This is a genomic window from Spiroplasma endosymbiont of Nomada ruficornis (genome assembly GCF_964030795.1).
GTDB lineage: Bacteria > Bacillota_I > Bacilli_A > Mycoplasmatales > VBWQ01 > Spiroplasma_E > Spiroplasma_E ixodetis_A.
This window is the reverse complement of sequence record NZ_OZ034962.1, coordinates 1,530,960-1,551,803: the sequence shown is the minus strand read 5'-3', so window position 1 is coordinate 1,551,803 and position 20,844 is coordinate 1,530,960. Positions and strand designations below refer to the sequence as shown.

Here is a 20,844-nt window from a genome sequence, read left to right as displayed (position 1 = left end):
AGGTTAAGTAGGAGGTATAAATATGAATAAAGAAAAAATACTTGAATATCTTAAAGATGAATGAGAATGAAATAAAGAAATGAGAGACGATGAAAAAGTAACTAAACTTTGAAAAAGTTGTTTTAATGGAAGATTAAATCTTATATCTCAATTAAATCAAAAAATTAAAAATGGTGAATTTGATTAATAATGCAATATGACTTAATTATTGGGATTGACCCCGCTGGTATTGGTAATAATGGAATTGTTATATATTCAAATGAAACAAATAGGATTATTTATACAGAAACATTCAACACAACACATGTTTTTGAAAGTAAAAATCGTTATAAAAGAATATTATCAATAATCAAAGAACAATTTTTTGAAAACAAAATATTAGTTATTGTAGAAAATTTCTTTTTAAGTTCAAAACAATTATTAACTAATCCATTAGCAACTCCTAAAATTATTGGTTCATTAATGGTATTAGTACAAGATGTTTTCAACTGAGATTATCTAGAAAACCAACCAAAAAATAAAAATAAAATAACAAATTATAAAGGAAATATAAAATTAACAAAACATGAACAAGATGCATATAAACACATTCAATACTATTTAAGGAATTATAAAAATGAAAGATAAAGCCAATTATGTCAAATTAACAGTAAAACTAAGTAACACTATTGAAGCAAAATATTACGAAAAAGGTAATAAAGAATTATATTATAGTGTTCGTGGTCAATGAAATGGTTTAAACTATGTTACTTTAATTTTTAATAATCCAAAATTTTATAACCGATGTATTTTATTAAACAAAAACGATGAAATTATTGTCACTGGTCAAATTTTTAATACTTTAAACATTCCTAAAATCGTGTATTTTGTTCAATTAATGTTAAATGATTTAAAAAATGAAAAGAGTAAAAAATGATATGATGAGAAATTTTATTAATAGCACCAATATTAATAACAAGTATAACACTAATAATATTTTTAATATTTATTATTAAAGAATTAAAAAATGAATATAAAGTATTAAAAATATTAAGTGAAATTGCTAATCAAATTGAAAATAAGGAGAATAAATAATGAAATGTTTTCTTTGCATGCATGGAGAAATATATTCTCCAAAAACCTTGTATAAAATCAAAAAATTGAAAAAAATAATTTACCAAGATAGAGATATTGATAGTGAAGATTTTAAGAAAAGATATGAATATCTTTTAAAAAAATTAGGTGATGGTGATAATCAAATTATTTCAATAAATTTCTTAATAAAGCAAGAAAGAAATAATAGAAAGGAGAATAAATAATGAATAAAGAAGTATGTTGTGAAGATTGTTGTGTATGTGATAAAAAACATGATTTATTTACTTGCGAAAAAAACTGCTGAGAAATGTATGTGAACATTGTTATCAAGGTGATAAAGAACATAGAAATAAAGTTGATGAAATTAATAAATCAAGACATAAAAATTGTATTAATAAAGAAAGATTTATGCAATATCTTAAAAACACATATCGCTTAAACGGATATTATGAAGAAGTTTATAAACCAATTAAAACCAGAATTAAAGACCGGTGATTTGATAATGACTAATTATTTACTTTCAATTGACCCAAGTATTAAAAATACTGGATTTACTTTATGAAAAAAAGTTTATTTACATGATAAATATGATTTTTGAAATTGAAAACCAATATTTGTTAAAAGTTATAATTTAAAAGAATATGATGGACAAAGAAAATTTTATTGAGATATAAAAGTTAATGATAATGAATTGGATTTAATTATTGAACGTGGTACTTTTAATTCAAAAAATGGTATTGGTTATGAAACTCAAGAACATTTACGTGGTTTTATTGCAGGACAATTTAATAAATTATTAACAAAAGATATGTTAATAAGTCCAAGTGAATGAAAGAAATGATATGAACGTTATGACCCACCTATTTTTTGATTAAGACCTTGAGATAAAGAACTAAGTATATATGTTGCTGAAGAAATTATTAAAGAAATAATTGAAATATAAAAATATCAAATCATGATGAAGCAGATAGTTTATTAATTGGTTGATATTATTTAAATAAGGAGAATAAATAATGAATAAAGAAAAATTACTTAAATATATGAAAGATATAATTAAATGAACTAAAAAAATTAATTATACAAACTCTGATTTGGACAAAAATATTTTAAATTTATTAATTGAAAAAATAGAAAAAGGTGAATTTGATAATGACTAAATTAACAGATTTATTTGGTCAAGATAAAATAGAAATATTTTCACCAAATCCCAAAGATTTAACAGATAGTAATGATATAAAAGCAATTATTTTATGAAAATATCCTAATGTTATTGCTGAATATTTAGTTGTTTCTCAACCACATGCAAATACTGCTATTTTAGTTGGTGATAACGTTCACTATACAGGTTGAGTTGAAGTGTTTATTAAACCAAAAAATGAAGGAGTAAATGAAAATGCCAAATGACACGAATGTACAATCAAATAACTATACTTTATTAAAAATAATAAGAATTGGAATAAGTCCATTATCAGCAATGATTGGTACAAGTGCTTATTATGGTCAAATTATTGGTAATCCAGTATTAGGAAGTATTAATGCTTTATTATTTAGTAAAAAGTTAGGAATTGATATATGAAACTTAAATCAAATGCCAAGTACTAAAAAGAAAATATTAAATTCAAGTAAAAAAAATATTATTAGGTTTAGGAACTATTGGTTTAATTAATTATGCAAAATTTACAAAAATCAATCCTAATCCTGAACCACCACCTTGATTAACAACTACTACCACAGAAACACCACCATGACCATTATTATTAACTAATGATAATAAACAACAAATGGATTGAGATACATATATTAGTTTAAGTACTTATGGTATATCAAATCTAATTGGTGGGTTAAGTGAACTAATACCTAATAGATTTGAAGTAATAAGAAAAATATGTAATATGGCAACTAGTGGATGTCTAATTTCAAGTGGTGTAGCTATGGGTATAAATAATGATTTTAATAATGCTTATGCAGTACCAACAATAGTTGCTGGTGCAAGTGAAATTATACATAATTTATTACCTATGGAAACTACAAATTATAATCAAGAAATGCAAGAAACATCATTTACAAATGAAACAAGAAGATTAATTAATAGTGATGCTATTAGTAATAATAGTGGAAGTAGTGATGTTTTATATGAAAGACCAACTACATATGATAGTTTATAAAGGAGATGATAACTAATGAATAAAGAAAAATTGATTGAATATTATAACAATGAAATTCAGACATATAAAGAAAGAATGGAACAATTAAATAAAGAAATATCTTTATTGGTAACTATTATAAGTAATTCAAAATCAATGATTGAAAGAATTAATAATGGTCAATTTGACGAATAATTAAAAATAAATAATTGAAAGGAAATAATTGAAAATGAAAGAATTTTTACATGAATTAATTATTATTGGAACAAGTGTAGGAACATTAATTTGTAGAGAATTAATTGTTTGATTGAAAAGATTTATTACAACTCCAAAACATATTAGAAGAAATAATAAAGTGATGAAACATCAAAAAAAATTAGCAAAACTTAATGAAAAAATTAATGGAAAAGAAAATAAATAATAAAGGTGTGATTTAAATGTTAGAAAATGAAACTAATGTTGAACAAAATACTGAACCTTTAATTGAAAATAATAATTTACAACAAGAGCAAGAAATTAAGATTGTTGAATTAGAAAATAAGTTAAATAAACTTAATCAAGAAATTAAAGAAAAAGAAATAATTAATATATTTAAAAAATATCAAGTTAAAAAAGAATTTTATGAATTTTTAAAATTTAAAACAAGTAATATAGAAAATTCAAAAATTGAAGAAACTATTAAAAAAATGATTAAAGAACAACCACTATTTAAAGAACCAATTAATACAGGTGGTAAACAAGAAACAATATTAACAAATCAAGAAACTTCAATAAAAAGTAGTTTATTAGATTATAAAAAGAAAAATAATTTATAAAAGAAAGGAAAATTTAAAATGCCAAATCCAGTGCCATTTAAACAAAATTTAGATAATACTACAAAATTAGTAGAAACACCTGAATTTATAGAATTTTATAAACAATCAAATAGTCCATGAGCAAGTTTTTTTCCAATTGAAATGGTTAATTCTACAAAAATTGAATTTATAGTTAAAAAACCAAAAGACCCAACATTCAAAATACTTCATTGAAATGATAAAAGTAAAGGATTAGAAGTTGGTTATGTTGATACTGATAAAATTATTAAAGAAATTACAAAAGAAGCTAGTACAGGAGAAATGATTGGTGAAGTTGATTTATTTGCAGATAATGGGCAAAATTTACTAGAAAGTATGCAATATGAAGTTGCTAATGATTTAGCAGATTATTTAGCAAATAATGATACAAATACAATTGCTAAATCTGCCAAAAAAGTAATCATTACTGATACAACACCAGTAGGATATTTAAAATCAATGTTATCAGCATGAAATACTTTATTTCAATTAAGAAATAGTAATAATTGTAAATTTTTTATAACAAATAGTCTTTATGATACTTTAGTTTATTTAGCAGATAATAAAGGTTTAATTACTGATAATCAACTAGCACAACAATTAAGATTAAATGGAACAAATTTATATATTAAAGGTGTATTATGTCAAATTGTTATGGATGATTATATGACATTTAAAAATACTGAAAATAAAAATCAAATTATGAATTTTGTTTTAGCAACACCAAAAGCAATGAAAAGATATATGTTACAACAAACTAGTATATATGTTGAAGATATTAAAGATGGTAAAGTTCCAAAAAGATATTTAGTTGGTGGACAAGTAACAGGAGAATCTATTCCTTATATGTCAAACTCAGAAACAGAATCAAGATGAATGTTATGTGGTATTGTTAATAAAAAATATTTAAGTGAAGAAATTACAACATTAACAACTAATATTACTGCTGATACTACTAAAAAGAATAAATTATTAGATACAACAATTAAAAATACAACTGAACTAAATAATTTAAATCCAAATTTAACAACTCCAATTATTAATTATTTTAGTGATGCCCAAGGTCAAGTGGATGTAAGTAATCAAAACCAAAAAGCAGGAGATTTATATGTAGTAATCACTACTAATGACACTGATAAAAATTATCAAGGTTCAACAAATCCTATAAAAATAACTCTTAAATAAGGATAATTATTATGCCAATTGGTACAACTAGTACAGCAATACTTTTAAACATAAATAAACCAAAACATACTAGAACAAGTCAACAACAAGAACATAAAAGTTGATGATGAGAAATTTTAGAAATGATTGGTGTACAAGTAATAGCAGTAGCACTTGCTCCTTTTACTGGTGGATTAAGTGAAAGTTTAGCACTTGGTTTAGGTGCAAGTGATTTACTTGCTAGTATTAGTGCTGTTGGTGTAGAGTTTTTAACTGATTTTACTATTAATCAAGTTTATGATTATTTAAAAGGAAATGTTACACCATTAAATACTTTTTTTAATATATTACCTGCATTTGCTGGACTTAATAGAATTAGTCGTGGTTATCGTACAACTAAATTTATTAGTTTAGCAGAAAAAACTAAAACATTAGAACAAATTGGCATTAAAAAAGCAAAAAATTTACAAGAAATCATTAGTCAAGTAAGTGGAAAAGAAATTTTAACAGATAAAATTATTGGAAATAAACGTTATTTATTTAATTATAACCATGCTCCAAATCGCGAAACAATAATACAAAATTTAGGTTTTGTTGCTGAAAGACAATATAAAAATAATTTTGCAAAATTAGAAGTACAAGAATTAAAAAATTATTTATTATTACAAAATGAATTAATAAAGTTAAGTCCACAGTTAACTCCTAAATTTAAAATTAAAGATATTGATAAAGCAAACAATTTTTTACAAAAATATAATACTGATTTAAAAGAAGTATTAAAAATGAACCAACATGACTGATTAAATTTAGTTCATACAATACATGCAGAAAATAGATATGGAAAATCTTTAATTTTAGATTTACAAAAAATTCGTGCTAATGCAATTAAATTTAATTTTAAAAATAGTTCAATTCATAAATTAGTATTAAAAGCAAATCAAACTTTTAAATATTTTGATATTAAATTTTATTTTAAAAAAGGTTTAAATAAATTTTGAAAAGATACTTCATATTTTGAAAAAATAAGAATAAATATTTATAAATTACAAGAGAAATTCGAAAAATTAGAAAAACAAGCATTTGAAAAAATTAATAAATTAAAAGAAAAAACAATTGATGTATTTACAAGTGCTGAAAAGAAAGCAATTAAACATGCACAATTAATTCCATTAAATTCACCAGTATTTATGGCTTGTAAAATTCAACCTTTATCATTAGATAAATGTGGAATTACTATTTATCATCGTAATCCTAAATATAAACCAATTGTAGTTATTGATAGTATTATCAAAGCAGAAACTTTTGTTATTCAAATACATCCATTTCATTGATATAGATGATATAGCGGTTGATATATTGGATATGGAGTTAGTCAAAATAAATGATTAAAAAGTATTGCTTTTGCTCTACCAGTTGTACAACAAATGATTAAAGATAGTTTTAAAATTTATAGGCAAATATTAAGGACAATTAGAACTTATCATAAAGTAGTTAATGTTATTAATAATCCTATTGATAATGTCAATAAATCATTTAAAAGGGTGGGTTTAAAATTATCAGTTAATACTGTATTTGGTACTGGATTGTTAAGACATTTAGAAAAATTTGCATATAATCAAGTTGTAAAAAAAGGAAATAAAAAATTACAAAAAGAAATTATACATATATCACATAGAAAAACTAAATCAAAAACCAAACGTTATAAAAAAGCATTTTTTAAGGAATGATAAAATATGATTAATAAACTTTGAACTGGTGTCAGTTTAGAAAATTATAATAACTGATATCCATTAACTGGAACAATTACAGAAACACCACGACAATATATAAATACATGACCAAATGTTGATGATTGATTTAAAACATTTGCTATTCGTGCTCAAAATGATATTAATGCTTATCTTGATTTTATTTTATCTAAATTTCCTTTTGATAGTTTTAAAGATGAATTAATTAAAGAAACTTTAAGAGATATGGTTTATGTTATGGTTGAACATTGAGTATTTAATCGTACACCAATTGAATTTAATGTTGATGCTACTATTCAATTTAATAATGGTAATCAATTTAGTGCAAGTAGTACTCCTACGATTAATATTTGAGATTTAGCACCTAGTAGAATGAAAATATGAGCAAGATTAACAGAATTAAAACAAATATTTTCAAATTATAATAATGATGAAATAGATGTTGAAAAAATTGACTTAAAAGCATTTTATACTAGAAACCAAGTTAATGAATTAATTCAAGAACAAAAAGAATTTACATTATCAAAGCAAATAAAATTATATGATGATACCATTAATGGTAATAAAAATGAAACATATAGGGGACCAGTTACAAATTTAATAAATAAAGGTTATGTTGCAACAGAATATGACTCAAAAACTGAAACTATGATTTTAGATTGACCTAATGAAATTGGAACATTACCACCTGATGTTTTACAAAACAATCCACAAATTGGTGATTATACACATGCACCAACTTGTGATTTTTCTGCTAAACAACAAAAACGAATTACTACAAATGAAAATGAAATTACCAAATTAAATAGTGAATTAATTAAAACAAACGAAAATATTAATGATGTTAAAAATAATTGATTTAATATTGAAACTAGTCCCTTATGAAAAAAAGTTGAAAATAATAATATAGAAATATTTAAATGATATTTTATTAAAATCAGTTATCAATATTCAACAGAAAATAACTTTATGAAATTTTATAAAGTAATTAAAATTTATTTAAATAATGTTTTTAACGAATTTGAATTGTTAAATGTTGATTCCATGACTTATGGAGAACAAATACAAAATAAAAATATTTTAAATATTGGAACTATTTACTATAACAATAAAAAGAAACAATTTAGTGGTGGTGGTAATTCTTATCCTGAACTTGGAAAAATTAATTTAATTGGTGATATAGAAGAAATATATCAATATCAAGGAATAGATACACCAACTGAATTTATAGCAGAAGAAAATACTGAACATGATTATTATACAAAACTAGAAACAAATCAATTATTAGATAAAAAACAAGATAAGTTAATTGCTGGTGAAAATATTAAAATTGATGAAAATAATAAAATTAGTGCTACTTGCGGGAAAACTGATTTAACTGATTATTATAAAAAAGAAGAAGTAGATAAAAAATTAGACAATAAAATGGATAAAGACCAATTCAAATATGCTTTTTCTATAAATACTATTGGTACTGAAATTCCTAATTTAGAAACTACTGATAAAACTGTTGCTGGTGCTATTAATGAAATTATCAAAAAACAACCACAACCAATTCCAATTCCTCCAAGTAGTTCAATTTGAAAAGAAGTAGGAATAAGAGAAAAAAATAAATGAGATAATTGACAAATTACTTATGATTTTATAGTTAATAAAAGATATAAAGTTTATTATTCTTGAAATATATATAATAATGTTTTTGCAATTAAAGAATTTATTATAACTAATACAAAAATAGCAGGTGTACCAATAGAAGTTTTTAACAATAATACTAATGTCTTAGTTTTATCAGTACAACACTCAAAATTTATTACTATTTATTCTTTAAAAGGTAGCGATAAAGGTAATACATGAAAAGTAGAAGAATTACAGGAATAAAATTATGATTTGAAAAATTATAAAAATTATTTTAAGTTTAATTGGAGTTTTATTATCTTCTGCTGTTGCTGGTTTAATTATATTTATTATAGTAAAAATTGTCTTAAAAATTAATCAAATATTTTAGAAAGGAGAAAAAAATGAAACCTTTTTGACCAAGAAAAGATAAAACAAATATTAATAATAATGAAGAAAAATCTAAATTAATTTTTTTAGAAAATAAAAGTACACACACTTCTATTTTAAGTTATTTTGGTTTTAATGATTTTAATCATTAGACTTATTTTACTGATTTTGTTGCTGAAAATAATGCTAATTTATATAATGCTCCATTGGATATTAATAATGAAACTATTAAACAATATTTAATTAAACAAGAATTTTATAGAAAGAATTGAAATTCTATTTTTAAATTAAGCAAATTAGGAATTAGTGGTTATTTAATTTATATTGCTAATGATGATTTTTATTTTCAAGTAGTAGATATACAGCAAAGAATTTATGATATTACTGGTAAATTAATTCAATGTACTATTTTTTATGATAGTTATCAACAAAATGCACAAACAGTAAGATTATTTGAAGTTTATAAATTAAATAATGAACAAGTAACTATTAATCGTGCAATTTATAGTATTAGTGATAATAAAAAACAATTTCCTTTACCTTTTAAAGAATATAGTAATAATCCTAATTTAGAACAAGAACAAACATTAAATATTAATTATATTCCAATAGCAATTATGAGAAATAAAGCAAATGAGTTAGCAGATTGTAATAAAGTAATGGATAAAATTAAAGCATTAGATGTTATTTATGAACAAATTGTTTTAGATACTATTTTAAATTCACCAAAGTTTATTTTTGACCAAACTTATGGTAATGCTAAATCTACAATGGATGAAGCCGTAAGAACATTAGTTACTAACAACTATATTTGAAAAACTACTGGTGATAATAATGAAAAAAGTGAAAATATTAATATGACAAGTAGTAATTTTAAAGGTAAAAATTTAACTGATATATATGATTGAAATATTAATGAAATATTTAAACGTTGTGGTATTCATATACCAAGTCAAAAGAAATCAGCACAACAATCGGTTCCCGAAAGTACAGCGGTAAATATTTCAACTATTAATTATATTGAACAAAAATTATGACAATTTAATATTGATATTCTTAAATTTATTCAAATATTAGTACGTTTAGATAAAGATTTATTAAATAGTAAAACATTTAATATTAATGATGAACAAGAAATTAATAACTTAACAGTTAAATTAAAATTATTTAATCCAGAAAATAACCAATTAATAGGAGAAAACAATGGAAAACAACAACAAACCACAAACGAAGTTTCCACAGAAACAAACTAAACTTAATCAAGCAGAAATAGAAAATGATTATTTAATTGATAATATTCCTTATGATTTTACTAATATGATGAGTGCTACTAGTGACCCTGATATTAATAGAGCATACGATGAATTTAAAAAAAGAAAAATTTATATTTATGAAATTGAACGTTTATTTAAAAATAATGAAAATAATAGTTTAAGATTTTCAGCAAATACTATTAAAATAGGTTTTATTGATATTGATAAAGTATTAAAAACTACTGCTGTTGAAACATCTGATTTTACTATGCAATTAAATCAAAGAGCAAGTACTAATATTAATGACAATACAATTGAATATAGTATGACTGATATTAAAAATTTAATATTTCAAGAAATAAATTTATTAAATCAATTTAAGTTATATGCAGTTAGTATAAATGAACCATTAACTGAAAATAATATTGATAATTTATATATTATTAATAATTATTCAGAACCTTATCAAAATCCAAAAACTAGAAGTACTAAAAGTATTACTATTATTAAAATTAAAGACTTTAAAACAAGAGATGGTTATCCAATTATTATTAAATTACAAAAACCACTAGATAAAGACACCAAAGTTATTGGTTTAAAAATTAAAGCACCTAGAAGCATGATTTTTGGCAATATAAAGGTACTTGGTGAAGTCGACAATATGGAGGTATACCCAAAGTTATTTGTCAAAGATAAGATAGCATTTCCGCTATTATCAATGCCTATTGAAACTCAACCAAAAGTTAGAATATTACAACAATGATTTAGTGAACAAATATTACCTTGAAATTTAGCAAAACAATTTATAGGACAAGAAAAATCAGTTTTAGATTTAATTGCTATTGGTGGTGGTAGAGAAACAAGAAAAGAAATTATTAATAATGCAAGAGTAACTAATGATAAAATTGGTTATGATGTTTCTAAAAATTCAAAAGTATGACCATTATCTGATGAACTAGAATTAAAAGATAAAAAATTAGAGTCATGATTTTTAGTAAGTGACTATAATTTATTTATTTCTACAACAAATAAATTTCATGATGTTGAACTAGAAATAAAAGATAGACCACCAATTGATAGTTTACAAAAAGTATTATTAGATATGTTAACTTATACATATACTTATAATAGAAACTTTGATGGTGCATCATTAAGTAATGTTTTAAAAGAAATGAATGATTTAGATAAAATTCGTGCTAAGTTTGAAGGACAAAAACCAAATGAAGTTATTACTAATTTATTTAAACAATGAGAATTAGATTATCCTAACTATACAAATTTACCAAAAGTTAAAATATTAAAACAAATAGTTATAATGCTATCAAAAAATATTTATTCAACCATGTCTATTAATAACGGTTTAAATGATGACTATAAATTATTATTACCTTATTATTTTGAATTAAAATCAAATCCTATACATTCTACACCTGATAAGATTTGAGAATTTAAAGATATAAAAGTAGTATTAAAATCTGCATATTTTGATTTTACAGATATCAATAACATTAAACTAAAAAACAATGACATTAGTCAAAATGAATTATTGAAATTAGATGATAATCAATTTAACTGACTATCCATAACTAATGAATTAGAAAGCAATAATATACCATCATTAATTCCGGCAGATTGAACATTAGGTAATGGTGAATATGGAAAATATTTTACAAGATTAATTATTAATAAAAATAAAACCGAAAATGCTTTAAATTTATATGGTTCAAATAAATCACAATTATTTTCTAAATTAGAATTTTATAAAGAAGTTTTACAAATTGACAATAATAGTGAATTTGAATTACAAATTGAAAATCCAATTAATAACTTAAATCGAATTGAAGTTAGCGGACTATTTGGTGCTGGTAATTATGATTTAATTTTAGTAACAAATAAACAAGAAATAAATTTAAATAATATTAATTTATTTGATAAATATAATGAAAATATTTCTTATATAAATTTAGAAATTTAATTATCAAAATATCCATCTGGATAAATACCATCTCATTTTACTGCATCATCAGTTAATTTATTTGATGCTCAGTAAAGAGTAATTTTATGTTTATTACTTACTGGTCTTGCTCAAATAGTTGCCCCCCAGTGTGCTTCATGGTCGTAATCATAAAAATATGTTAATTGATTATTTTTATTATATGAAACTATTCCTAAGATTAAACCGGTAACACCAGTTATTACAGCAAATGATAATGATATTTTTTGAAAATTTGTTTTTATTCATATTTTCATAATAAATATCTCCTTTTTTCCTTGATTTTACTTTTAAATTGTACTATTTTTGATTATTTTTACAAGTATGCTTTTAAAAGCAAAATAACGCCTAAATTAAAGGTGTTTATTTTTTGATACCTATAATATTAATTGTATTGCGCTTATTTATTATATTGCAAATGTGAAGATACTTTTTTTTACAGTAGCATTATTTTTACCCCTAATTACATTTTTATATGGATATAATGCATAAAATAATGCATCATAAGGGTCTTGATACATATTTTTGTCAGGAATGTTAGTTTTGGTTTGGTCATAACGTAATTCTTCTAAACATTGAGTTGTTTTTGGTAAATCATCTTTATTTGCATAAAAGTTTCCATAACTCATAATATTTCTCATTCAAACTACTCTATTAGTTAATCCGGCTTCTTGATTTAAATTTGAAGCATGTTTAATAGCGGTTTGTGTTATTAAAATAGTATTGTGTTCATCAATTAATTTTTGATTTAATCAATCCATTGCTGTTCTTGCTTTATCATCATAAAAATAAATTGCTTGTTCAAAATTTTCAAAATTATCCATTAATCCTAAAATTTCATTAACATAAGCATTAATTTTTTCATTTTCATTTATAAAATCATTTGGAGTAACTACTAATTCACAAATAATATAAGCATCATAATAACCAGTATTATTATATTCTTTAAAACCAACTACCATAAATACAGTATGGTCTTTTGGTCCCGTAGCTCAATCAATACCAACACTATAAAAATCAAATTTATACATTTCTTTTTCTTGATTATAAAATTGTTTTAAATCATATGATTGTCAATATTTTACTGTTTTTTGAAATGGGAAAATTGTTGCATCGCTATCTAAAAATTCAAAACCATAATAAACAGTATTATATTCATCTGGATTACTTTTTTCCATTTCTAATAATGTTCTTTGTTGAATGTCAGGTAATTTATTTCAAAATGGTTGAATAGTAAATCTTAAAACAAATAAACCTAAACCACTAAACATATCTTTATTTTCATAATAAACTTTACCAACTTTTTTAAGATTTTTCATGACTTCATCATTTAATGGTAAAAATGGTGTACAGTATTTTAAATAAAATGGATGATATTTATCATAAGGATTACATGTAAAAGTAATGAAAAAACTTTTATAAAAATAACGAGTAATCTTTTGTCCAAAGGTAGAACTATATATATTTTTATCAATAAATGTTCAACTTCACTCTTTAATAGGTTTATTTGATACTTTAATACGATTACTTCTAAACATAGAGTTTTGTAAACGTTCATATCGATATGTTAATTGTTTTTCAGTTAATGTTTCTTTTTCTTCTGCCATAATAATTTCATCTGTTCTTGAACCTAAAAAACTTGACCCACCTGCTTCTTTTCCAAAAATCTTATTACCATTAGCATAACCAATAAAGTCAATTTGTTGATTACTTGGAAAGATAATACATCCCCCATCCTTAGTAATTTTTCATTTAATGCCATGTGGATTATTAGGTAATAAATTAATATTATATGTATCTAATAAAACTTGACAAACATTCATTAAAGCACCAATTGTAGTTTCACTATGAGTATTTTCATATCTTCTTACTTCTTGAACACTACTATCTCTAAAATTACAACATATAAATAAATCAAATGCTAAACAGTTTCAAGTTTTTCTTGTTCCACGTGCTGTTGGAACAAAACGATAAAAACAATTAGTAGTAAAATATTCTGCTCATTCATCACCAACAAATTCTTTAAAAATATCTCAACTAAAACCATAATTATTATCACTAAAATTAAGATTATATTTTTTATTTAATTGTCCATAACTACTAATAAAAGCCATATTTACTCCTTATTTTTAAAAAAAAATTAAACTTAAATTATTAACAAACAAAAATTAGAAAGGAACATTAAAAATGTTTATATTACCATTCGCAAATCATTTTGATTGAGACAAACATGATTTTAATCAAGATGAATTAAGTTTAAAACAAACAGAAGAATTATTTGCAAAAATAGATGATTATTTATGAAGTATATGTGATAAATCTGAATATAAATCATATAGATTTAGACAACGAAAATTAAAAGCAAAAAAAGGTTTATTAACTTATAAGCGACGTATTTGTACACATTATAACACAAAAACACAAAAAATGGAGTACGTATCATTATTAGATAATTATCTTGGTGTTAAAAAATATAGTAAACTTGCACCTAACGTTATTAAACAAATTTTAAAATATTTTGCTGATGGTAAAAAGTATCGTGATGTTTGTGATACTTTTATTGAAGATTTAATAAGTAATAGTACAGTTTGTAGAACATATCAAAAATTTGAATTACCAAAAGCAAATATTCCCAAAATACCATTACAACCAAATCAAAATTTATATGTAAATATTGATGATGGTCATCGAAAATTTAAGTTTAATGAAAAACACAATACTAAAAATTGTAAAAAATGTTCGATGAGATTAATAGTAATGTGTACTGGTAAAAAGAAAAATGGAAAATTAATTAATAAAAGAGCTGTATGTAAAATAAGAGTTTCAAAAACAGAAATTGGTGCTGAAAAAACCGCAAAATTAATAGAAAAATATGGTAATTTATTTTTTGAAAACTTTGACCAAGCAAATTTAATAGTTTGTGGAGATAGTGCAAAATGAATTAGAAAAACTGCTACAATTTTAAATGCTAAATTTATTTTAGATAAATTTCATGCTTTTCATGTTTTATTTCTTGGTATAATGGCAGGAAGAAGAAAAAATCAAATTGCTAAATTACACTATCAAAATGCAATAAATTTATTTGCCAAAGGTCAATATTATGAATTAATTGATTTTTTACAATCATTAACTTTACAATATAAAAAATTAAAAGTTGGTTATTTTATTAATGCAAAAGATGGTGTATTAAACCAAGCATTAGTTGAAAATATTGGTTGCTTTACTGAAACTAATATTAAACAAATTTTAAAGCATATGATTGGTGATAGAACTTATAACATTGATATGTATACAAAAATGGTTAATTTTAAATGTTATCAAATAAATACAATTATCCAGTTATTATAAATTAAAACTTAAATTTGCTGAATTATACTTGTAAGTGCAAGTAAATAAAATTGCAAAAAATTCTCATATAAAAATTTCATAATGCTAAATTTAGTTTAGAAAAAAGTAAGGAGTTTTTATATGAGTTATAAACATCTTGGCATAGATGAAAGGATTTATATTGAGAATCAATTGAAATTTAAATTTAAAATTAGTGAAATAGCTAAAAATCTTAATCGAAGTATTAGTACTATTATTCGAGAAATTAATAGAAATAAAGATAATAATCATGATTTTTCATTAATTGCACAAAATAAAGCTGAAAATCGAAAACAATCACATATTAGTTTTCATAAGTTTAAAAATAAGAATTTAGTAAAATATGTACAACAAAAATTACTATTAGGTTGATCATCTGAACAAATTTATGGCAGAATTAAAAATTTTCATAAAGAGTGAGTTATTAGTTTTAAAACAATTTATACTTGAATTTATTTTGGAATGCTTGATAAAGTTACTAGTAAAAATTTAAGAAGAAAAGGTAAAAAACGAAAATCTAAAGAAAATCGTGGCAAGTTTAATGGTAAATCAATTAAAGAACGAGATATAAATGTTAATGATCGTATAACACTTGGTCATTGAGAAGGAGATACTATAGTATCATCACGAGGTAAAAGCAAATCATGTTTAATAACTTTAGTTGAAAGAGTATCACGATTTACTTTAGCAATATTAGTTAAAAACAGAACTACTAAAGTTATTAATAAAAATGTCAGTTATTATTTATCAATTCTTCCTAAAAACATTGTTAAAACTATTACTTTTGATCGTGGCAAAGAATTTTCAAATTGACAACAACTTGAAAAAAATTTAGATGTAAAAATTTATTTTGCCAATCCATATTCACCTTGACAAAGAGGTACTAATGAAAATACTAATGGTTTAATTAGAGAAAAATTTCCTAAAAAATTTATTTTTTCAAAAACTAATAAAAATGAAGTTCATAAATTTATATTGTCTTTAAATCAAAGACCGAGAAAAATACTAAATTATCTTTCACCAATCGAATATTTGGATAGAAAAATAATTTAGTTGCACTTACCTTTACAATTTAGCAAATAAATAAAAATAAAACAAAACTTATTAAAGAAAACTTTAATAAGAATTTTTGAGTTATAAAAGTAAGTATTATTGTTGACTAATATTTTTGAAGTGTTAAGATTAACTTACAATTGCATATTGAAGTCTAAATTATTCTCGTCTAAACTTATAATTTAAAGACAAATTTGAATATTATTGACAACATCGGTACGCTCCCTGAAATTTTTATATGAGAATTTTTTGCAATTTTATTTACTTGCACTTACAAGTATAATTCAGCATTTAAATAAGTATTACAATAAATAATACTATTTTAATGTAAAATTATAATTATTAAATTTAGGAGCAAATAATGACAAAAAAATTTTATATTACTACCCCTATTTATTATCCTAGTGCTAAATTACACTTGGGACATGCTTATACAACAATTATTGCTGATGTTTTAGCTCGCTATAAGAAAATGCAAGGTTATGAAGTATTCTTTTTAACTGGAAGTGATGAACATGGTCAAAAAATTGTTAAAAAGGCGGATGAAAATAAACAAACTCCACAAAAATTTGTTGATGATATTGTTGTTGGGTTTAAGAATTTATGAAAAAACTTAAATATTGATTATGATAAATTTATTAGAACAACTAATAAAAATCATATTTTCAGTGTTCAGAAAATATTTAGCAAATTATTAAAACAAAATGATATTTATTTGGGAAAATATGAAGGGTCATATTGTATTTCTTGTGAAGAATTTTTGACAGATAGTCAAATTAATAAAATTAATAATACATGTAAAATATGTCAAGGTAATATTACTACTTTATCAGAACCATCATATTTTTTAAAATTGGAAAAATATACTAAACAATTATTAAAATATTATGATGAACATCCATTATTTTTATGACCACTTAATCGTAAAACGGAAATGATTAATAATTTTATTACGCCAGGTTTAGAAAATTTAAGTGTTACTAGAACGAGTTTTACTTGAGGGGTACCAGTATTAGAAGATCCAAAACATGTTATTTATGTTTGAATTGATGCATTAAGTAATTATTTAACAGGATTAGGTTATTTACAAGATGATGACATTAATTTTAAAAAATTTTGACTAGATTCAAATTGTGAAATTGTGAATTTAGTTGGTAAAGAAATTAGTCGTTTTCATATGATTTATTGGCCAATTTTATTAATGGCATTAAACTTGAGACAGCCAAATCGAATTTTGGCCCACGGTTGAATTACTAATGAAGAAGGAAAAATGTCAAAATCAAAAGGTAATGTTATTGATCCTTTAGTATTAGTAAATCGTTATGGTACAGATGGATTACGGTTTTTTTTAATGAAAGAAATTATTATTGGTCATGATGCAAAATATAGTCATGAATTATTTTTAAATTGTTATAACTCTTATCTTGTTAATGATTTAGGTAATTTGCTTTCTCGAACAGTTACAATGATCATTAAATATTGTGATGGTAAAATTCCCAAAGTTAATTTAAATAAGTTACAACCAGAAGCAATAGAAATAATTAAAATCATTAATAGTACTATTAATGATTTTAATATTGAAATGGATGAGTATCAAATTCATGAAGCAATTAATGTCGTTTTTAAATTAATAACTAGTGGTAATAAATTAATTGATTTAACAAAACCATGAGATTTACATAAAAATAATAAAACTATTGAATTACATAATATTTTAAATTTATTAGCAAATATTTTAATTATTAGTAGTGCTTTATTAAGTCCAATTTTGGTTAATAGTTCATTAAAAATTCATGAACAATTGGGTGTCTTAAAAATTACTAAACCAATAGTCAATATCAACTTGAATGAAGTTTTTAATAAATCTGTTAATAAAAAAGAGTTATTATTTCCAAGATTAAATATTGAAGATGAATTATCATTTTTAAACAATGCATTTAAATAAAATATAAGAGTTATTAAAAAAATGCCAGTTATAGATAATAAATATCCAATTCATTTTGTATGAATTGGAGAAATACCAATTACTGTAAGAAATAATAGAAAATGCAATTAGAGAAAAAAAGGAAAAAAAAATAGGAGTCTTTAAGAACAATTAATCAATCAAAATTAGTAAGTATTGAAATCCAAACCGAAATAAATGAAGAAAATGAGAAACCTAGTTGACAAGATCAAAAAATTGAAGAACAAAAAATTAAAAATAAATTAAATGAAGAAGAAATAAAATTAACATCTTTAAATGAAGTATGAAAATTAATAAGTACTGAAATTCCAGAGTTACAGCAACCTTTATCAGAACAATCCAAAAATGCAAACAAACAAAAATGAGAGAATAGGGGCTTAATAGAATCTCAATTACCTTTGGAAACAAAAGCAGAAATATTAACTGCAGTTTAAACTATCAAGTAGAAGCAAAACAAAAAAATACAACAAATTTTTATAAAAAAAATAAAAAATGTATAATTTTTTTATACATTTTTGGTGAAAATTAAGAGTTAAATATGAAATTTATTCGGGTTCATAAAATGGAACAATAACTTTTAAAGTATCTGGCTCTTCAGTTTTTAGTAAACGTTTGTCAATTTTATAAAGGTTACTATTAGACATTGCAATTCAATCCAATAAGTCTTTTTCATAAGCAATTTCTTCATAGAAATCAATTAAGAATCAGTCATAAAATTTCGCAGTTAAATTATCATTATTTTCACGAGCACTTTTAACAAGTTTATTAGTAAAATCAAGTAATTCTTCTTTAGTAGATTTTAATTTTTTTAATGCTTCTTCAATGTTTTTTGTAGTAAAAGTTGGAACTTTAATGTCTTTAATTTCAACTTGAGCATCTTGATCCATTAAATAGTTACAAATTTTACGAATATGAACAACAGCATCAGCTGCTTCTACTTGGAAGAAGCGTGCAAACCCAGGATATCCTTTTTGATTTGCATCATTACTTAATTTAAAACTAAGCATTTGATATTTTAGATGTTCACTAATATAATCATTTAGATCATCGTTAATCTTTTTAATCATTAAATACACCTTCTTTCTTGGCTTTATATGTATTATACTACTTTAATACTATGCTGAATTATACTTGTAAGTGCAAGTAAATAAAATTGCAAAAAATTCTCATATAAAAATTTCATAATGCTAAATTTAGTTTAGAAAAAAGTAAGGAGTTTTTATATGAGTTATAAACATCTTGGCATAGATGAAAGTATTTATATTGAGAATCAATTGAAATTTAAATTTAAAATTAGTGAAATAGCTAAAAATCTTAATCGAAGTATTAGTACTATTATTCGAGAAATTAATAGAAATAAAGATAATAATCATTATTTTTCATTAATTGCACAAAATAAAGCTGAAAATCGAAAACAATCACATATTAGTTTTCATAAGTTTAAAAATAAGAATTTAGTAAAATATGTACAACAAAAATTACTATTAGGTTGATCACCTGAACAAATTTATGGCAGAATTAAAAATTTTCATAAAGAGTGAGTTATTAGTTTTAAAACAATTTATACTTGAATTTATTTTGGAATGCTTGATAAAGTTACTAGTAAAAATTTAAGAAGAAAAGGTAAAAAACGAAAATCTAAAGAAAATCGTGGCAAGTTTAATGGTAAATCAATTAAAGAACGAGATATAAATGTTAATGATCGTATAACACTTGGTCATTGAGAAGGAGATACTATAGTATCATCACGAGGTAAAAGCAAATCATGTTTAATAACTTTAGTTGAAAGAGTATCACGATTTACTTTAGCAATATTAGTTAAAAACAGAACTACTAAAGTTATTAATAAAAATGTCAGTTATTATTTATCAATTCTTCCTAAAAACATTGTTAAAACTATTACTTTTGATCGTGGCAAAGAATTTTCAAATTGACAACAACTTGAAAAAAATTTAGATGTAAAAATTTATTTTGCCAATCCATATTCACCTTGACAAAGAGGTACTAATGAAAATACTAATGGTTTAATTAGAGAAAAATTTCCTAAAAAATTTATTTTTTCAAAAACTAATAAAAATGAAGTTCATAAATTTATATTGTCTTTAAATCAAAGACCGAGAAAAATATTAAATTATCTTTCACCAATCGAATATTTGGATAGAAAAATAATTTAGTTGCACTTACCTTTACAATTTAGCATTTAAATAAGTGTCAATATCGAGTGAAAATTTCCCAAAAATATTTATCAA

Annotated in this window: 28 protein-coding genes; 25 read left to right on the top strand and 3 right to left on the bottom strand. The window is 22.7% G+C overall.

All coding sequences use genetic code 4. The annotated features are described in order from the left end of the window. The first annotated feature begins 22 nt into the window (after positions 1–22). From AAHM79_RS09405 to AAHM79_RS09305, 21 genes are all read left to right on the top strand, one after another. Positions 23–187 (top strand): hypothetical protein, encoded by a 165-nt coding sequence (locus tag AAHM79_RS09405; protein WP_338957566.1) that lies wholly within the window; start codon positions 23–25, stop codon positions 185–187. 2 nt (positions 188–189) lie between these two features. Continuing rightward, the gene (locus tag AAHM79_RS09400; RefSeq protein WP_338957565.1) at positions 190–627 is read left to right on the top strand and encodes a hypothetical protein; all 438 of its coding nucleotides are present in this window, start codon (positions 190–192) and stop codon (positions 625–627) included. Further along, positions 617–937, top strand: a complete 321-nt coding sequence (locus tag AAHM79_RS09395; protein WP_342257315.1) for a hypothetical protein — start codon at positions 617–619, stop codon at positions 935–937. Before AAHM79_RS09400 ends, AAHM79_RS09395 begins: the two co-directional genes overlap by 11 nt. Beyond that, the gene (locus AAHM79_RS09390) at positions 913–1,074 is read left to right on the top strand and encodes a hypothetical protein (protein WP_338957563.1); all 162 of its coding nucleotides are present in this window, start codon (positions 913–915) and stop codon (positions 1,072–1,074) included. Before AAHM79_RS09395 ends, AAHM79_RS09390 begins: the two co-directional genes overlap by 25 nt. 17 nt (positions 1,075–1,091) lie before the next feature. Then, complete coding sequence (locus tag AAHM79_RS09385) at positions 1,092–1,298, top strand: hypothetical protein (protein WP_342257224.1); 207 nt, start codon at positions 1,092–1,094, stop codon at positions 1,296–1,298. A gap of 61 nt (positions 1,299–1,359) precedes the next feature. Beyond that, positions 1,360–1,584, top strand: a complete 225-nt coding sequence (locus tag AAHM79_RS09380) for a hypothetical protein (RefSeq protein ID WP_342257317.1) — start codon at positions 1,360–1,362, stop codon at positions 1,582–1,584. Continuing rightward, positions 1,523–2,017 carry a hypothetical protein gene (locus tag AAHM79_RS09375; protein WP_342257318.1) on the top strand — a complete coding sequence of 165 codons (495 nt, stop codon included), beginning with the start codon at positions 1,523–1,525 and terminating at the stop codon, positions 2,015–2,017. The genes AAHM79_RS09380 and AAHM79_RS09375 overlap by 62 nt, the downstream gene beginning before the upstream one ends. Before the next feature lie 70 nt (positions 2,018–2,087). Next, entirely contained in the window at positions 2,088–2,231 is a 144-nt protein-coding gene (locus tag AAHM79_RS09370; RefSeq protein WP_338957559.1) for a hypothetical protein, read from the top strand. Further along, complete coding sequence (locus tag AAHM79_RS09365; protein ID WP_338957557.1) at positions 2,224–2,499, top strand: hypothetical protein; 276 nt, start codon at positions 2,224–2,226, stop codon at positions 2,497–2,499. The genes AAHM79_RS09370 and AAHM79_RS09365 overlap by 8 nt, the downstream gene beginning before the upstream one ends. Next, positions 2,468–2,740 (top strand): hypothetical protein, encoded by a 273-nt coding sequence (locus AAHM79_RS09360; protein WP_342257221.1) that lies wholly within the window; start codon positions 2,468–2,470, stop codon positions 2,738–2,740. The genes AAHM79_RS09365 and AAHM79_RS09360 overlap by 32 nt, the downstream gene beginning before the upstream one ends. A gap of 115 nt (positions 2,741–2,855) precedes the next feature. Beyond that, positions 2,856–3,239, top strand: a complete 384-nt coding sequence (locus tag AAHM79_RS09355) for a hypothetical protein (RefSeq protein WP_342257220.1) — start codon at positions 2,856–2,858, stop codon at positions 3,237–3,239. A 15-nt stretch (positions 3,240–3,254) separates the two neighbouring features. Continuing rightward, the gene (locus AAHM79_RS09350; RefSeq protein ID WP_338957552.1) at positions 3,255–3,413 is read left to right on the top strand and encodes a hypothetical protein; all 159 of its coding nucleotides are present in this window, start codon (positions 3,255–3,257) and stop codon (positions 3,411–3,413) included. A 34-nt stretch (positions 3,414–3,447) separates the two neighbouring features. Continuing rightward, positions 3,448–3,639 (top strand): hypothetical protein, encoded by a 192-nt coding sequence (locus AAHM79_RS09345; RefSeq protein WP_342257320.1) that lies wholly within the window; start codon positions 3,448–3,450, stop codon positions 3,637–3,639. A gap of 16 nt (positions 3,640–3,655) precedes the next feature. Continuing rightward, on the top strand, positions 3,656–4,033 hold the full coding sequence (locus AAHM79_RS09340; protein ID WP_342257219.1) for a hypothetical protein: 378 nt from the start codon (positions 3,656–3,658) through the stop codon (positions 4,031–4,033). Positions 4,034–4,051: 18 nt separating this feature from the next. After that, positions 4,052–5,236 carry a hypothetical protein gene (locus AAHM79_RS09335; RefSeq protein WP_338958609.1) on the top strand — a complete coding sequence of 395 codons (1,185 nt, stop codon included), beginning with the start codon at positions 4,052–4,054 and terminating at the stop codon, positions 5,234–5,236. A gap of 11 nt (positions 5,237–5,247) precedes the next feature. Next, a complete protein-coding gene (locus AAHM79_RS09330) occupies positions 5,248–6,945 on the top strand; it encodes a hypothetical protein (protein ID WP_342257321.1) in 1,698 nt (565 codons plus the stop codon). A gap of 3 nt (positions 6,946–6,948) precedes the next feature. Continuing rightward, on the top strand, positions 6,949–8,841 hold the full coding sequence (locus AAHM79_RS09325) for a hypothetical protein (RefSeq protein ID WP_342257209.1): 1,893 nt from the start codon (positions 6,949–6,951) through the stop codon (positions 8,839–8,841). Positions 8,842–8,845: 4 nt separating this feature from the next. Next, positions 8,846–8,968, top strand: a complete 123-nt coding sequence (locus tag AAHM79_RS09320; RefSeq protein WP_338957828.1) for a hypothetical protein — start codon at positions 8,846–8,848, stop codon at positions 8,966–8,968. Between the two features lie 13 nt (positions 8,969–8,981). After that, complete coding sequence (locus AAHM79_RS09315) at positions 8,982–9,119, top strand: hypothetical protein (RefSeq protein WP_342257726.1); 138 nt, start codon at positions 8,982–8,984, stop codon at positions 9,117–9,119. A gap of 54 nt (positions 9,120–9,173) precedes the next feature. Further along, positions 9,174–10,220 (top strand): hypothetical protein, encoded by a 1,047-nt coding sequence (locus AAHM79_RS09310; protein ID WP_342257725.1) that lies wholly within the window; start codon positions 9,174–9,176, stop codon positions 10,218–10,220. Then, positions 10,171–12,195, top strand: a complete 2,025-nt coding sequence (locus tag AAHM79_RS09305; RefSeq protein ID WP_342257211.1) for a hypothetical protein — start codon at positions 10,171–10,173, stop codon at positions 12,193–12,195. Before AAHM79_RS09310 ends, AAHM79_RS09305 begins: the two co-directional genes overlap by 50 nt. On the opposite strand, the gene AAHM79_RS09300 is transcribed toward AAHM79_RS09305, so the two are convergent. Continuing rightward, the gene (locus AAHM79_RS09300) at positions 12,192–12,470 is read right to left on the bottom strand and encodes a hypothetical protein (RefSeq protein ID WP_342257212.1); all 279 of its coding nucleotides are present in this window, start codon (positions 12,468–12,470) and stop codon (positions 12,192–12,194) included. The two genes, AAHM79_RS09305 and AAHM79_RS09300, sit on opposite strands and share 4 nt — an antisense overlap. A 150-nt stretch (positions 12,471–12,620) precedes the next feature. Continuing rightward, entirely contained in the window at positions 12,621–14,327 is a 1,707-nt protein-coding gene (locus tag AAHM79_RS09295) for a hypothetical protein (RefSeq protein WP_338958622.1), read from the bottom strand. A gap of 73 nt (positions 14,328–14,400) precedes the next feature. Here AAHM79_RS09295 and AAHM79_RS09290 point away from each other — a divergent pair, with 73 nt between their 5' ends. The 3 genes from AAHM79_RS09290 (at position 14,401) to metG (ending at position 18,577) form a co-directional block, all read left to right on the top strand. Next, the gene (locus AAHM79_RS09290; protein WP_338957526.1) at positions 14,401–15,561 is read left to right on the top strand and encodes an Mbov_0401 family ICE element transposase-like protein; all 1,161 of its coding nucleotides are present in this window, start codon (positions 14,401–14,403) and stop codon (positions 15,559–15,561) included. Between the two features lie 120 nt (positions 15,562–15,681). Then, positions 15,682–16,632: an IS30 family transposase gene (locus AAHM79_RS09285; protein WP_342257214.1), complete on the top strand. Its 951-nt coding sequence runs from the start codon at positions 15,682–15,684 to the stop codon at positions 16,630–16,632. Between the two features lie 361 nt (positions 16,633–16,993). Next, entirely contained in the window at positions 16,994–18,577 is a 1,584-nt protein-coding gene (gene metG / locus AAHM79_RS09280) for a methionine--tRNA ligase (protein WP_342257724.1), read from the top strand. 563 nt (positions 18,578–19,140) lie between these two features. Here the strand turns inward: metG and AAHM79_RS09275 are convergent. Next, positions 19,141–19,662, bottom strand: a complete 522-nt coding sequence (locus AAHM79_RS09275) for a ferritin-like domain-containing protein (protein ID WP_174481292.1) — start codon at positions 19,660–19,662, stop codon at positions 19,141–19,143. Between the two features lie 156 nt (positions 19,663–19,818). Here AAHM79_RS09275 and AAHM79_RS09270 point away from each other — a divergent pair, with 156 nt between their 5' ends. After that, complete coding sequence (locus AAHM79_RS09270; RefSeq protein ID WP_342257723.1) at positions 19,819–20,769, top strand: IS30 family transposase; 951 nt, start codon at positions 19,819–19,821, stop codon at positions 20,767–20,769. Positions 20,770–20,844: the final 75 nt, after the last annotated feature.